The sequence below is a fragment of the Streptomyces sp. NPDC050121 genome (genome assembly GCF_044460385.1).
Lineage (GTDB): Bacteria > Actinomycetota > Actinomycetes > Streptomycetales > Streptomycetaceae > Streptomyces > Streptomyces soliscabiei.
Genome location: NZ_JBITJV010000004.1, coordinates 374053 through 388876 on the forward strand (window position 1 = coordinate 374053; position 14824 = coordinate 388876).

General features: G+C 69.4%; 12 protein-coding genes. All 12 read left to right on the plus strand.

Translation table 11 applies throughout. The annotated features are described in order from the left end of the window. Positions 1–106 precede the first annotated feature (106 nt). The 12 genes from ACIBTS_RS08785 to ACIBTS_RS08840 all read left to right on the plus strand — a co-directional run bounded on the left by ACIBTS_RS08785 (position 107) and on the right by ACIBTS_RS08840 (position 14685). Positions 107–1804: a nitrite/sulfite reductase gene (locus tag ACIBTS_RS08785; RefSeq protein ID WP_399317690.1), complete on the plus strand. Its 1698-nt coding sequence runs from the start codon at positions 107–109 to the stop codon at positions 1802–1804. Beyond that, on the plus strand, positions 1801–1980 hold the full coding sequence (locus ACIBTS_RS08790; protein WP_030940226.1) for a hypothetical protein: 180 nt from the start codon (positions 1801–1803) through the stop codon (positions 1978–1980). The genes ACIBTS_RS08785 and ACIBTS_RS08790 overlap by 4 nt, the downstream gene beginning before the upstream one ends. Next, a complete protein-coding gene (locus tag ACIBTS_RS08795; RefSeq protein ID WP_399317692.1) occupies positions 1977–2687 on the plus strand; it encodes a phosphoadenylyl-sulfate reductase in 711 nt (236 codons plus the stop codon). The genes ACIBTS_RS08790 and ACIBTS_RS08795 overlap by 4 nt, the downstream gene beginning before the upstream one ends. A 5-nt stretch (positions 2688–2692) precedes the next feature. After that, the gene (gene cysC / locus ACIBTS_RS08800) at positions 2693–3292 is read left to right on the plus strand and encodes an adenylyl-sulfate kinase (RefSeq protein WP_399317693.1); all 600 of its coding nucleotides are present in this window, start codon (positions 2693–2695) and stop codon (positions 3290–3292) included. Next, a complete protein-coding gene (gene cysD / locus ACIBTS_RS08805; RefSeq protein ID WP_319673251.1) occupies positions 3289–4227 on the plus strand; it encodes a sulfate adenylyltransferase subunit CysD in 939 nt (312 codons plus the stop codon). The genes cysC and cysD overlap by 4 nt, the downstream gene beginning before the upstream one ends. Positions 4228–4229: 2 nt before the next feature. After that, entirely contained in the window at positions 4230–5564 is a 1335-nt protein-coding gene (locus ACIBTS_RS08810; RefSeq protein WP_399317695.1) for a sulfate adenylyltransferase subunit 1, read from the plus strand. 237 nt (positions 5565–5801) lie between these two features. Continuing rightward, entirely contained in the window at positions 5802–6926 is a 1125-nt protein-coding gene (locus tag ACIBTS_RS08815) for an aliphatic sulfonate ABC transporter substrate-binding protein (RefSeq protein ID WP_399317698.1), read from the plus strand. A 10-nt stretch (positions 6927–6936) separates the two neighbouring features. After that, a complete protein-coding gene (locus ACIBTS_RS08820; RefSeq protein ID WP_327318556.1) occupies positions 6937–7749 on the plus strand; it encodes an ABC transporter ATP-binding protein in 813 nt (270 codons plus the stop codon). After that, positions 7736–8635: an ABC transporter permease gene (locus ACIBTS_RS08825; protein WP_399317700.1), complete on the plus strand. Its 900-nt coding sequence runs from the start codon at positions 7736–7738 to the stop codon at positions 8633–8635. Before ACIBTS_RS08820 ends, ACIBTS_RS08825 begins: the two co-directional genes overlap by 14 nt. Before the next feature lie 11 nt (positions 8636–8646). Next, on the plus strand, positions 8647–9396 hold the full coding sequence (locus tag ACIBTS_RS08830) for a sirohydrochlorin chelatase (RefSeq protein ID WP_399317701.1): 750 nt from the start codon (positions 8647–8649) through the stop codon (positions 9394–9396). A gap of 595 nt (positions 9397–9991) precedes the next feature. Further along, positions 9992–13876, plus strand: a complete 3885-nt coding sequence (locus ACIBTS_RS08835; RefSeq protein ID WP_399317703.1) for a hypothetical protein — start codon at positions 9992–9994, stop codon at positions 13874–13876. Next, complete coding sequence (locus tag ACIBTS_RS08840; protein ID WP_399317705.1) at positions 13873–14685, plus strand: hypothetical protein; 813 nt, start codon at positions 13873–13875, stop codon at positions 14683–14685. Before ACIBTS_RS08835 ends, ACIBTS_RS08840 begins: the two co-directional genes overlap by 4 nt. Positions 14686–14824: the final 139 nt, after the last annotated feature.

Below are 14824 nucleotides of genomic sequence, written 5' to 3' on the forward strand. Positions count from 1 at the left end.
GCACGCTTTACGCCTCCTCCCTGCGCAACGCCGCGCACGTATGTCTTCGTGCGCCCGTACGCGCAGGTCAGAGACCCTCCCGCCTGTCCCGAAGGACGTATCAACCATGGCCGCCACCCCGCAGAACCCTGCCGCCGCGACTCCCCGCCGCAAGGTGAGCCGTCACCGCGGTGAGGGCCAGTGGGCCGCGGGGCACCACACCCCGCTGAACGGCAACGAGCAGTTCAAGAAGGACGACGACGGTCTCAATGTGCGGACACGCATTGAGACGATCTACTCCAAGCGGGGCTTCGACTCGATCGACCCCAACGACCTTCGTGGACGTATGCGCTGGTGGGGCCTGTACACCCAGCGCAAGCCCGGGATCGACGGCGGCAAGACCGCGATCCTGGAGCCGGAGGAGCTGGACGACAAGTACTTCATGCTGCGGGTGCGGATCGACGGCGGACGCCTCACCACCCAGCAGCTGCGCGTGATCGGCGAGATCTCGCAGGAGTTCGCGCGCGGCAGCGCGGACGTCACCGACCGGCAGAACATCCAGCTGCACTGGATCCGCATCGAGGACGTGCCGGAGATCTGGAACCGGCTGGAGGCCGTCGGGCTGTCCACCACCGAGGCCTGCGGCGACTGCCCGCGGGTGGTCATCGGCTCGCCGGTCGCCGGCATCGCCGAGGACGAGATCATCGACGGCACGTCCGCCATCGACGAGATCCACGAGCGGTACATCGGCAGCAAGGAGTTCTCCAACCTGCCGCGCAAGTTCAAGACGGCGATCTCCGGCTCCCCGCTCCTGGACGTCGTCCACGAGATCAACGACATCGCGTTCGTCGGTGTCCAGCACCCCGAGCACGGCCCCGGCTTCGATCTGTGGGTCGGCGGCGGCCTGTCCACCAACCCCAAGCTCGGCGTCCGGCTCGGCGCCTGGGTGCCGCTGGACGAGGTGCCGCAGGTGTGGGCCGGTGTGGTCGGCATCTTCCGCGACTGGGGCTACCGCCGCCTGCGTACGCGCGCCCGTCTGAAGTTCCTCGTCGCCGACTGGGGCCCGGAGAAGTTCCGCCAGGTCCTGGAGGACGACTACCTGAAGCGGAAGCTGGTCGACGGCCCCGCGCCCGCCGAGCCCGCGGGCCGCTGGCGCGACCACGTCGGTGTGCACCGCCAGAAGGACGGCCGTTTCTACGTCGGTTTCGCCCCGCGCGTCGGCCGCGTCGACGGCGCCACGCTCACGAAGATCGCCGAGGTCGCGGAGGCCCACGGCTCGGGCCGGGTCCGTACCACCGTCGAGCAGAAGATGATCGTCCTCGACGTCGAGGAAGCGCAGGTCGAGCCGCTGGTCGAGGCGCTGGAGGCGCTGGATCTGACGGCCAAGCCGTCCCCCTTCAGGCGCGGCACCATGGCCTGCACCGGCATCGAGTACTGCAAGCTCGCCATCGTCGAGACCAAGGCGCGGGGCTCCCAGCTGATCGACGAACTGGAGCGCCGCATCCCGGAGTTCGACGAGCCGATCACCATCAACCTCAACGGCTGCCCGAACGCCTGCGCCCGTATCCAGGTCGCGGACATCGGTCTCAAGGGCCAGCTGGTCCTCAACGACCAGGGCGAGCAGGTCGAGGGCTACCAGGTGCACCTGGGCGGCGCGCTCGGCCTGGAGGCCGGGTTCGGCCGCAAGGTGCGTGGCCTGAAGGTCACCTCCGCGGAGCTGCCCGACTACGTCGAGCGCGTCCTCAAGCGGTTCCAGGCCGAGCGCAAGGAGGGCGAGCGGTTCGCCGCCTGGGCCTCGCGTGCGTCCGAGGAGGCCCTGTCGTGAGCGAGCGGGCCGCCCCTTTCTACTGCCCCTACTGCGGCGACGAGGACTTGCGTCCCAGCGAGCAGGGTCATGGCGCGTGGGAATGCGCGGCGTGCAACCGCGCCTTTCAGCTGAAGTTCCTCGGGCTGCTCGCCCGTGGACTTCAGCACTCCGAAGCAGGGGGAGACGAGATATGACCGCGGTGAAGGAAGAGCAGACGGCCGAGGACCTGAAGGCGCTCGCCGAGCAGGCGGGCCGTGACCTGGAGGACGCCTCCGCGCTGGAGATCCTCCAGTGGGCGGCCGACACCTTCGGCAAGCGTTTCTGCGTGACCTCGTCCATGGAGGACGCGGTGGTCGCCCACCTCGCCTCGCGCGCCATGCCCGGCGTGGACGTGGTGTTCCTCGACACCGGTTACCACTTCCCCGAGACCATCGGCACCCGGGACGCGGTCGAGGCCGTGATGGACGTCAACGTCATCACGCTCACCCCGCGTCAGACGGTCGCCGAGCAGGACGCCGAGTACGGGCCGAAGCTGCACGACCGCGACCCCGACCTGTGCTGCAAGCTGCGCAAGGTGCAGCCGCTGGAGCAGGGGCTGACCAACTACGTGGCCTGGGCGACCGGTCTGCGTCGCGACGAGTCCCCGACCCGGGCGAACACTGCAGTCGTCGGCTGGGACGAGAAGCGCCAGAAGGTCAAGATCTCACCCATCGCCCGCTGGACCCAGGACGACGTGGACGCGTACGTCACCGAGCACGGCGTGCTGACCAACCCCCTGCTGATGGACGGTTACGCGTCCGTCGGGTGCGCCCCCTGCACCCGCCGGGTCCTGGAGGGCGAGGACGCGCGCGCCGGGCGCTGGGCGGGCCGGGCGAAGACCGAGTGCGGGCTGCACGGCTGACCACGATGACCACGACCGCCACGAACACGCCCACGCCCACCCCCACTTCTACGAACCGGGAGAACCACGTGACGACCGGAGCCACCGTCTGGCTCACGGGTCTGCCGAGTGCCGGCAAGACCACCATCGCGCAGGAGCTGGCCGGCCGGCTGCGCGAGGAGGGCCACCTCGTCGAGGTGCTCGACGGCGACGAGATCCGCGAGTTCATCTCCGCGGGCCTCGGCTTCAGCCGTGAGGACCGGCACATCAACGTGCAACGCATCGGTTTCCTGGCCGAGTTGCTGGCCCGTAACGGTGTGAAAACGCTTGTTCCGGTGATCGCGCCGTACGCGGACAGCCGCGAGGCGGTGCGGGGGCGGCACCAGGAGGGCGGAACCGCTTACCTGGAGGTGCATGTGGCCACTCCGGTCGAGGTGTGCTCGGTCCGTGACGTGAAGGGCCTGTACGCCAAGCAGGCGGCGGGCGAGCTGACCGGGCTCACCGGGGTCGACGACCCGTACGAGGCACCCGAGGCGCCCGATCTGCGGATCGAGTCCCAGGACCAGACCGTGCAGGAGTCCGCGGCGTCGGTGTACGCCCTGCTCAGCGAGAGGGGACTGGCATGACGACGACCGTCGCCGAGACCGAGGAGGGCACGGCCAGCCCGTACGCCCTCAGCCACCTGGACTCGCTGGAGTCCGAGGCGGTGCACATCTTCCGTGAGGTGGCGGGTGAGTTCGAGCGGCCGGTGATCCTGTTCTCCGGCGGCAAGGACTCCATCGTCATGCTGCACCTCGCGCTGAAGGCGTTCGCCCCGGCGGCGATCCCCTTCTCGCTGCTGCACGTGGACACCGGACACAACTTCCCCGAGGTGCTCGAGTACCGCGACCGCGTCGTCGCCGCACACGGCCTGCGCCTCCATGTGGCCTCCGTGCAGGACTACATCGACCGCGGTGCGCTGAAGGAACGGCCCGACGGAACGCGTAACCCGCTGCAGACGCTTCCGCTGACCGAGAAGATCCAGTCGGAGAAGTTCGACGCCGTCTTCGGCGGCGGCCGGCGGGACGAGGAGAAGGCCCGCGCGAAGGAGCGGGTGTTCTCCCTGCGCGACGAGTTCTCCCAGTGGGACCCACGCCGCCAGCGCCCCGAGCTGTGGAACCTCTACAACGGGCGGCACGCGCCCGGCGAGCACGTGCGCGTCTTCCCGCTCAGCAACTGGACCGAACTCGACGTCTGGCAGTACATCGCCCGCGAGGGCATCGAGCTGCCGCAGATCTACTTCGCGCACGAGCGGGAGGTGTTCCAGCGCGCCGGCATGTGGCTGACCGCCGGTGAGTGGGGCGGGCCCAAGGACGGGGAAACGGTCGAGAAACGTCTCGTCCGTTACCGGACCGTCGGTGACATGTCCTGCACCGGTGCCGTCGACTCCGACGCGGTGACGCTGGACGACGTGATCGCCGAGATCGCCGCCTCCCGGCTCACCGAGCGCGGCGCGACCCGCGCCGACGACAAGATGTCCGAGGCCGCGATGGAAGACCGCAAGCGCGAGGGGTACTTCTAAGCATGAGCACGATCACCTCCGAGGAACTCTCGGCCACGACCCTGCTGCGGTTCGCCACCGCCGGTTCCGTCGACGACGGCAAGTCCACCCTGGTGGGCCGGCTGCTGCACGACTCCAAGTCGATCCTCAGCGACCAGCTGGAGGCCGTGGAGCGCGTCTCGGCGAGCCGCGGCCAGGAAACCCCCGACCTGGCGCTCCTCACCGACGGTCTGCGCGCCGAACGCGAGCAGGGCATCACCATCGACGTGGCCTACCGCTACTTCGCCACGCCCCGGCGCCGGTTCATCCTCGCCGACACGCCCGGTCATGTGCAGTACACCCGCAACATGGTGACGGGTGCCTCCACGGCCGAGCTGACGGTGATCCTGGTCGACGCCCGTAACGGGGTTGTGGAACAGACCCGTCGGCACGCGGCGATCGCGGCTCTGCTGCGGGTCCCGCACGTCGTGCTCGCCGTCAACAAGATGGACCTCGTCGAGTACCGGGAAGCCGTCTTCGCGGCGATCGCCGAGGAGTTCACGGCGTACGCGGGAGAGCTGGGCGTTCCCGAGGTCACCGCGATCCCGATCTCGGCTCTCGCCGGGGACAACGTGGTGGATCCGTCGGCGAACATGGACTGGTACGGCGGCCCGACCTTCCTGGAACACCTGGAAACGGTTCCCGTCAGTCACGACCTGGCGCACTGCCACGCGCGGCTGCCCGTGCAGTACGTGATCCGGCCGCAGACCGCCGAGCACCCGGACTACCGGGGCTACGCGGGCCAGATCGCGGCCGGCACGTTCCGGGTGGGCGAGGCGGTTACGGTGCTGCCGTCCGGCCGTACCTCGACGATCTCCGGCATCGACCTGCTGGGCGAGCCGGTGGACGTGGCGTGGACGACCCAGTCGGTGACCGTGCTGCTCGCGGACGACATCGACATCTCGCGCGGCGACCTGATCGTGCCGACCAAGGACGCGCCGCCCACCACGCAGGACGTCGAGGCGACCGTGTGCCATGTGGCCGACCAGCCGCTGACGGTCGGGCACCGGGTGCTGATCAAGCACGGCACCCGTACCGTGAAGGCGATCGTCAGGGACATCCCGTCCCGTCTCACGCTCGACGACCTGTCCCTGCACCCGCACCCGGGACAGCTCGTCGCCAATGACATCGGCCGGGTGAAGATCCGCACGGCACAGCCGCTTCCGGTGGACTCCTACGCGGACTCGCGCCGTACGGGCTCGTTCATCCTGATCGACCCGGCCGACGGCACCACGCTCACCGCGGGCATGGTCGGCGAGTCGTTCGCGTCGCCGGTGCCGGTCAAGGACGAGTCCGACGACGACGGCTGGGACTTCTAAAGACATGAACCCAACCGATTTCTACTCGACGTTCGCGAAGGAGGGCGGCCGCATCGGCAGCGGCGCCCTCGGCAGCGGGCAGGGCGGAGTGGCGCGATGTGCACGCTGACGTACGCGCACTGCCTGCGCGCCCTCTCCCCCCACCCGACGTCCCGGAAGCGACGAAGACCCTTTGCCGATTTCCCGGCCACGACCTGAAAGACCGTGACCGCCGGGCCAACGAGAGGAACCCCTCCCGTGCCTGCCAATCGCCCGACACTGCGCTCGACGCCTCTTCGCCGCGGCCTCGCCGTGGTCGCCGCACTCCCCCTTCTCGCCCTCGCAGCCTGCGGTTACGGTTCCGAGGCCAAGGAAGACAACGCCAACGAGAAGGTCGCCGCCGGATCGGAGAAGATCGACGGGCTCGACTCCGTCAAGATCGGCTACTTCGGCAATCTGACGCACGGGACCGCCCTGGTCGGCCGTGAGCAGGGCATCTTCCAGAAGGCGCTGGGCGCCACCAAGGCGTCGTACGCGACCTTCAACGCGGGCCCGTCCGAGATCGAGGCGCTGAACGCCGGTTCCATCGACATCGGCTGGATCGGCCCCTCCCCGGCGATCAACGGCTACACCAAGTCCGACGGCAAGAGCCTGCGCATCATCGGCGGTTCGGCGTCCGGCGGGGTGAAGCTCGTCGTCGACCCGGACAAGGTCAAGTCCCTGAAGGACGTCAAGGGCAAGAAGATCGCGACGCCTCAGCTTGGAAACACGCAGGATGTGGCGTTTCTGAACTGGATCGCGGAGCAGGGCTGGAAGGTCGACGCGCAGAGCGGCAAGGGTGACGTCACCGTCGTCCGCAGTGACAACAAGGTGACGCCGGACGCCTTCAAGGCCGGTTCGATCGACGGCGCCTGGGTGCCGGAGCCGACCGCGTCCAAGCTGGTCGCCGAGGGCGGCAAGGTGCTGCTCGACGAGGCGTCGCTGTGGCCCGACAAGAAGTTCGTGATCACGAACATCATCGTGTCTCAGAAGTTCCTCACGCAGCACCCGAAGGTCGTCGAGGCCGTGCTGAAGGGCTCGGTCGAGGCCAACAAGTGGATCGCCGCGAATCCGGCGGAGGCCAAGGCCGCGGCGAACAAGCAGCTGGAGGCGGACTCCGGCAAGGCGCTGCCGACGAACGTCCTGGACCCGGCGTGGACGTCGATCCAGTTCATCAACGACCCGCTGGCCTCCACCCTCAACACCGAGGCGGAGCACGCGGTCAAGGCGGGTCTTCTGAAGCAGCCCGACCTCAAGGGCATCTACGACCTGACGATCCTGAACAAGGTCCTCAAGGCCGAGGGCGAGTCCGCGGTCGACGACGCCGGTCTCGGCGTCAGCTGATCGAAGTCCGATGAGTTCCCAGGAGGTGACGACCATGGCCACGACCCTCGCCACGGCCGCAGAGTCCACCGAGTCCGTGGAGTACGCGGCACGCCTTGAGCACGTCTCGAAGTCCTTCGCGGGACCGGGCGGGCAGCAGCTCGTCCTGGACGACATCACCCTCGATGTCGCTCCCGGCGAGTTCGTCACCCTCCTGGGGGCCTCGGGCTGCGGCAAGTCCACGCTGCTGAACCTGGTGGCGGGGCTCGACGAGCCCACCGCCGGTTCCATCACGACGGACGGCCGCCCGGCGCTGATGTTCCAGGAGCACGCCCTCTTCCCGTGGCTGACCGCGGGCAAGAACATCGAGCTCGCCCTGAAGCTCAGGGGAGTCGCGAAGCCCGAGCGGCGCGGCAAGGCCGAGGAGCTGCTCGAACTGGTCCGGTTGAAGGGCGCGTACGGAAAGCGTGTTCACGAGCTTTCCGGCGGTATGCGGCAGCGGGTGGCGATGGCCCGCGCTCTCGCGCAGGAAAGTCAACTGCTGCTGATGGACGAGCCGTTCGCGGCGCTGGACGCCATCACGCGCGACGTGCTGCACGACGAGCTGACCCGGATCTGGGAGGAGACGGGGCTGTCCGTCATGTTCGTCACGCACAACGTGCGCGAGGCGGTGCGGCTCGCACAGCGTGTCGTCCTGCTGTCCTCCCGGCCCGGCCGGGTGGCGCGCGAATGGACGGTCGACATCCCGCAGCCGCGCCGGATCGAGGACGCCCCCGTGGCGGAACTGTCCATCGAGATCACCGAAGTCCTGCGTGGGGAGATCCGCCGTCATGGCCAGCACTGAGACGAAGACGACGGTGACGAAGGCGGCCACCACCGAGCTGGCCGGTGTGGAGGCGGGTCTCGACGCGCTGGACGTGGTCGCGCCCACCGGCCGGACGCCGTTCCGGCGGACCTTCGTCGACAAGATCCTGCCGCCGATCATCGCGACCGCGCTGCTGGTGGTCGTCTGGCAGATCACCTTCAAGGTGGTCGACGATCCGACGAAGCTGGTCTCGCCCCTGGACGTCGGGCGGACGTTCCGGGACTCCTGGCTCGAGGGCACGCTGCTCGGATACATCTGGACCAGCGTCTCGCGCGGTCTGCTCGGCTTCCTCTTCGCCCTGGCGATCGGCACCCCGCTCGGTCTGCTGGTGGCGCGGGTGAAGTTCGTGCGGGCGGCGATCGGCCCGATCCTGTCCGGTCTGCAGTCGCTGCCGTCGGTGGCGTGGGTGCCGCCGGCGGTGCTGTGGCTGGGTCTGAACAACTCGATGATGTACGCGGTGATCCTGCTCGGCGCGGTGCCGTCCATCGCCAACGGGCTGGTGTCGGGCGTCGACCAGGTGCCGCCGCTGTTCCTGCGGGCGGGTCGCACGATGGGGGCGACGGGTCTGAGGGGAACCGTTCACATCACGTTGCCGGCCGCGCTGCCGGGTTATGTGGCGGGTCTGAAGCAGGGCTGGGCGTTCTCCTGGCGTTCGCTGATGGCGGCGGAGATCATCGCGTCCTTCCCCGATCTCGGCGTCGGTCTCGGTCAGTTGCTGGAGAACGGCCGCAACGCCAGTGACATGTCGATGGTGTTCGAGGCGATCCTGCTCATCCTGTTCGTCGGCATCGCCATCGATCTGCTGATCTTCAGCCCGCTGGAGCGGTGGGTGCTGCGCAGCCGCGGTCTGCTGGTGAAGGGCTGAGCCGAAGTCGCATGTACAGGAAACCGGTTCCCCCCGTCCTTGTGGTGATCGCCCACGGCAGCCGCGACCCGCGGCATGCCGGAGCCGTCCACGCCCTGGTGCGGCGGGTGCGGTCGCTGCGGCCGGGGCTGCGCGTGGAGACCGGTTTCCTGGACTTCACCGTCCCGTCCGTGCACGGGGTGCTGGAGTCGCTGGCGGCGCAGGGCGTGCGGGACGTCGTGGCGCTGCCGCTGCTGCTGACCCGCGCTTTCCACGCGAAGGCGGACATCCCGGCGGTCCTGCGGGAGGCGCCGGTGCAGCTGCGGATCAGGCAGGCCGAGGTGCTCGGCCCCTCGCCGCTGCTGCTCACCGCCCTCGAGCGGCGGCTGTACGAGGCGGGGCTGACGCCCGCCGACAAGTCCTCGACCGGGGTCGTGCTGGCCTCGGCGGGGTCCACGGACCCGGAGGCGATCGCAGTGATCGCAGAAATCGCGCGGGAGTGGCGGCGCACCGGTTGGTGTGCCGTGCGGCCTGCGTTCGCCTCCGCATCTCTCCCACGCACCGAGGACGCGGTGAGCGAACTGCGGGCGCTGGGCTGCTCGCGGGTCGCCGTCGCACCGTACGTCCTGGCCCCCGGCTTCCTGCCGGACCGCATCGCGCGCGGCGCGGCTCAGGCGGACGTCCTGGCCGAGGTGCTGGGCCCGGCGCCGGAGGTGGCGCAGGTGCTGCTGGAGCGGTACGACGCGGCGCGGCTACCGGTGCCGGCGGCCGTCGGCGCGTGACAGCTGTGCCCGAGGACATGACCGACGGCCGGACCGACGGCGTGCGCCCCTGACCGGGCTGAGGTACTGGCGGGGCACACGACTCGGACCGGGCCGACGGCGTGGACGCGGGCCAGGGGCACCACCCGGACCGTCAACACGTGCCGGGCCGACACCGCGGACCCAGGCGAACAGGTGCTCCGCGGCCAGACCAGGAGCACGGGCCGACAGCCCCGGACACGCCAGGCTCCCAACACGCGCCAAGCCATCGGGTACAGACCGGGCGCGTCTTCGCCGACGCCGGCACCACGGTCGTCCACCGGGACATCGTCGGCGCGGGCAGGTCCGCGGCAGGGATGAAGGCCGGCGCTGGCAGGAGGCTCGCGGGAGCGCCGACGGCGCGGTGGTCGGGACGGCGGCGGGGGGAAGGGGCTGACGGGAGGTGGGGTGACCTGGAACCCTGTAGCTTCGGGAGGCCGTGCCGGGAGGGGGTTCCCAGGTGCACGCCGACGCAGCGGCTGGGGGAGACGAGTTGGAAAGACCGCACAACCATCGGGGAGCTCGCACCGTATCCCTCCTGTCGATCGGGGTGGGGAGTTTCGATGACGGATCGTCCATGGAGGAGCTTGGCTTCGTCTCAGCCCGGATGAGCGAGGTCCAGTGGGCCTTCGACCCTTTCGGGGTGACGATGGAGCCGCCCTGCCTGGACGGAACCGAGGGAGAGATCGACGCCCTGCTGCGCCGCCGACTGGTCGACGATCCCGACCCGGCCGACGTCATCGTGGTCCATCTGATCGGCCACGGCCGCCGGGACCGCAACGGCCGGCTGGGTCTCGTGGCGCACGACGACCGCGTGGTCGACGTCGACCGGTGGATCGAGAAGGCCCAGCAGGAGATCGCACGCGGCGGGAACCAGCGGCGCGTGGTTTTCCTGGTCGACACGTGCTCGGCGGGAACCGCGACGGGACGGCAGTCGCTCGCCGAGCAGAACTCCGAGCGGGGTGTGTGGGCGCTGGGCGCGACCATCAGCAGTCTGCCGACGGAGCAGGGGCGCTTCAGCCACTGGATCGCCACGGCGCTTCAGCAGGTCTGGGACGAGGACTTCACGCTCAACGACGACTCGGTGAACTTCACCGAGTTCGTCCGCAAGCTCGTCGCCGTGGGCCGCCGGGTCAACTCCTCCTGGCGCATATCCCTCGGCTTCAATCTCGAACAGGGGGACGGTGACTGGCCGTTCCTGCCGAACCCCAAGACGGCCGGTCTCTCTCCCGAGCAACTGCGCATGGAGCGCCGCTCGTTGGGATACGTCCCCGGTGAGGAGGACCTGCGCAAGGACCTCGGGACAAGGATCGCCGCGGGTGAAGAGGTCGAGGACGCGGTCTACTTCTACGACCGCGCTTCGGGACGCGGCCTTGTCTCGGCCGACGGCAGGGAGGGCTTCTTCTCCGGCCGTGCGGCGCAGCTGCGCCAGTATGTGGAGTGGCAGGCGGGCGACGGCCCGCTGTTGACGGTGACGGGCGCGGCGGGTGCGGGCAAGTCCGGCCTGCTGGGCCTGATCGTATGCGCCGCCCACCCCGAACTGCGCGACCGCTGCCATGAGTTGTGGGCGCAGGCCGGTCCCGGGCTCCCTGAGGTGCCGGACATGGTGGCCGTCCATGCGCGGCAGCGCTCGGGGCAGCAACTGGTCGACAGGATCGTACGGTTGGCGGATCTCAGGCCACCGAGGGACGAGGAGCAGGACGAGCGGGAGGGGAAGGGAGTCGGCAAGGCCGAGGAGCAGGAGGTGCACTGGACCCCCCGACTGCTCAGGAAGGCTCTGGAACAGGAGGGCAAGAAGCGTCTCCTGGTGATCGACGCGGTGGACGAGAGCAGCAATCCGCAGTCGGTGCTGGACCTCGTGGCCGTGCTCGTTGCACCGCAGAAGCGGCGCAGCCGTGCGGGGGCGGCGCCGTGCAGGGTCCTGTTCGGTGGCCGACGCGAAGTGGTCGACGCGTTGTACTTCAACGCGGACATGGCCGACTTCACCGGTGAGAGCATCGACCTGGACAGCGCGGATCCGACCACGGTGGAAGAGGACGTACGCCGTTACATCGAGCGTCTGCTCAGGACGACCGAGCCGTATGTGACCGGGACTTCGGCATGCTTCGTCGAACTGCTGGCGAAGCTCGGAGCCAAGAGGATCGTCGACGGAGTGCGGGCGGACAGCCCGTGGGGGCCCTTCCTGCTGGCGGGGTTGTACGCCCACTACCTGCTGACGCTCCAGACGCCGCCAGAGAACGAGACCCTCGCCAGGGCCTACGGCGGGCAGGCGTCCGCAGACCTCCCGCAGTTGCTGGAGGCCGTCCTGACGGAGCATCCCGCGGCACGCGCGGTCCTCGCGGTGCTGGCCCGTTCCAAGGGCGACGGAATGCCCCGGGTGACACTGGGCCGGTGCCTCAGGGCGTTCAACGCCCACGACATCACGGACGCCGAACTCGAAAGGACCCTGCGCGAGGCCTCCCCGTACCTGCGGACCGGTGCCGACCGCGAGAGCAAGACGCTGTACCGAATCTTCCAGCAGGGGCTCGCGGACTACCTGCGCGACCACCCCTTCAGTTCGGACCCGGTGGACGAGCAGCAGAGCCTCGCGCTCGAACGCGACCTGCTGGGGAGGGTCGTGGGTCCCTTCATGGCCGGGCACGCGGGCGACTCGGCGGACCGGTGGCACTCTGCGGAGCCGTATGTCCTCCAGCACGCCCTGGGGCACGTCATGGCCGCCGACGCGCCCGAGGTCGCCGAGGCCCTGCTGACCGACCCGTACTTCCTCATCCGCTTCGACGCGCGTCAGGACCACCGGGCCATCGACCTGTGCGGGTCCGCTGAGGCCGCCGCGTATCGTCGTCTGCTCACCGCGTCCTGGCCGGCCCACGGAAAGCTCCGCAGCGCCGCCGACCGCGCCTCGGTGTTCGTCTACGACGCCGACCGGCTCGGCATGCCGGACCATCGCACCCTCTTCGCCGGCATCGTGCCGCACGTCGCCCTCCAGCCCGAGGCAGCCGCGCACTCGCTCGTGTGGGCCACCGGTGGCCGGTACGACGACACGTCCCAGTTCATCGAGACGGAAGCAGAGTACGGTCCCGTGGCCATCTCCCCCGACGGAAGCCTCTTCGCGCTCCGCACGGGCAGCGGCGTGCAGCTCCTGGAGACGGAGACCTGGCGGCAGGTGGAGCGCGTGCCCGCCCAGTCGCTCAGCGGTTTGATCAACTGCATCGTCTTCTCTCCGGACGGTCGGTTCCTGGCCTTCTCCACCGGCACCTGGACGCGCAACGTCCAGCTCTGGGACGTCCACAACCGTGTCTTCCTCGGCAAACCGTGGGAGGAGGACACGTTCCGCACGGGCACGCCCATGGGTCTGGCCTTCTCCCCGGACGGACGTCTCCTTGCCGTCGCAAGCGCGGAACTCGACGTTTCCGTCTGGCACATCAGCGACAGCGGGCCGGTCGAGGCGAATCGGCTTCCGCAGAGCAAGGAGGCGGTTGACGTGCTCTTCAGTCCCGACGGACGCCTGCTGGCCGCGTGCGGTGGAGAAGGCACGACCCTGTGGCACACGGAGACCTGGGAACCGGTTTCGCTCACGACTGCGGAAACACAGGCCGTCGCCTTCTCCTCCGACGGCCGCCTGCTGGCGCTGCTGCACAGCGACGCCGTCACCCTGTGGTCGTGCGGGACGTTCCAGCGGACGGATCGAATTCCGCTCGGTGAGACCTCATCCGGCGAGAACCTCTCCTTCTCCGGTGACGGGTCTCTGCTCGCCGTCACCGAGTGGAGGACGGTGCGTGTCATCGACCTGGCGGCGAAGGAAGAGGTCGGGAATCTCGGCGGCAACGGCCACATTTTCGGAGCCGTCTTTCATCCCGCCCAACCCGCGCTCCTGGTGAGCAGTCACTCGGACGGCCGACTGCGGCTGTGGAATCGGTTCACTCAGCGCACAGACGTGCCCCAGCTGACCCGCTTCCATTCCGTCGATGCCGTGACCTCACCGGACGGCCGTCTCGTGGCAGCAGTCGACCAGGACGACCTCCTGATTCTGCACGACGCCGTCACGGGCCGTCGACTGGAAACCGTGTATCTCGGCCCCAGCAGTCCCAGTGCGGATCTGCGCTTCTCCCCCGACAGCCGCACCATCGTCGCCGTGGTGCGCGGCAACCGGTTCCACGTCGTTCGCCTCGGCTCGACGCCACCGACGAACGACGTCCTCCACATCGGCAGCGGGTCCGTTCTCGCCATGGCGTTCTCCCCGGACAGCCGATGCTTCGCGCTGAGCTCCGAGGAGGCCGGCTCGAAGACCTTTGCCGTCAAGGTGTGGGAAATCGAGACCCTGCGCCCCACCCACCGCATCCCGCTGCCCGACTCACCCGACGTCATCGACTTCGCCGGCCCGGACCGGCTGCTCGTCGCCATCGACGGCGCCCTCGCGGTCTACGACTGCCCCACCGACACCTCGGAGGAATCCCCCGCATGACCCGAGTCCTGGGCGTCCACGGCGTCCGCAACTACAAAGCCGTCGACACCACCCCGGCCCTCGGCGCCAAACGCCTGCGCACCGACTGGCTGGAAGCCCTTGGCGCCATCGTCCCCGCCCTCGACCTGGACACCGCCTACTACGCCGACCTGCTCCGAAGCCAGCGGCAGGGCGAAGGCGAGGTCGACGACCTGGACGAGGCCGAGACCGCGCTCGTCGAGCAGTGGGCGCTCGCCTGGGGCGTCGCCCCGGACGGGGTCCAAGGGCGGGCCACCGGCTGGCTGCGCTGGATCTGCGGGGAGGTCGCCCGGCGCAGCGGAGAGAACCCCGCGGTGGTCGAGAAGACGGTGAAGCTGTTCTTTCCCGAGGTCACTCGCTACTTCAACGGCGGGCGCGAGGTCGTGCTCGATCGCGTCCGGGCGGCCCTTTTGCGCCACCGCCCGGACGTCGTCATCGCCCACTCGCTGGGAAGCGTCGTCGCGTACGAGGCCTTGCACGGCCTCGGCGACGAACTCGACGTACCTCTGCTCCTCACGCTCGGCTCGCCCCTAGCCCTCCCGCACGCTGTGTTCCAACGGCTCGATCCCGCGCCGGTGAACGGTTTCGGCGCGAAGCCCGACAACGTGCGGCGTTGGGTCGACGTGGCCGATGTCGGGGACTTCGTCGCCGTACCGAAGGGTGAACTCGCCCGCGTCTTCTTGGAGGTGGAGCAGCTTGCGGACATCAGCGTCGCGCGCTGGTGGCCGCACAGCGTCCTGGACTATCTGAGGCACCCGAGCGTGAGCGGGGTCGTCCTGACCGCTCGCTGACGGGGTCGGCGGCCTCCCCGCCACACGGAATCGATCGTTTCAGTGGCCCACTTGAGCATCGCGCGACGCCGTCGGCGGCACGCTCGGACACGCACTGGTGCCTCTGGTCGTACTTCATGCACGCCACGCCAGGAAGACG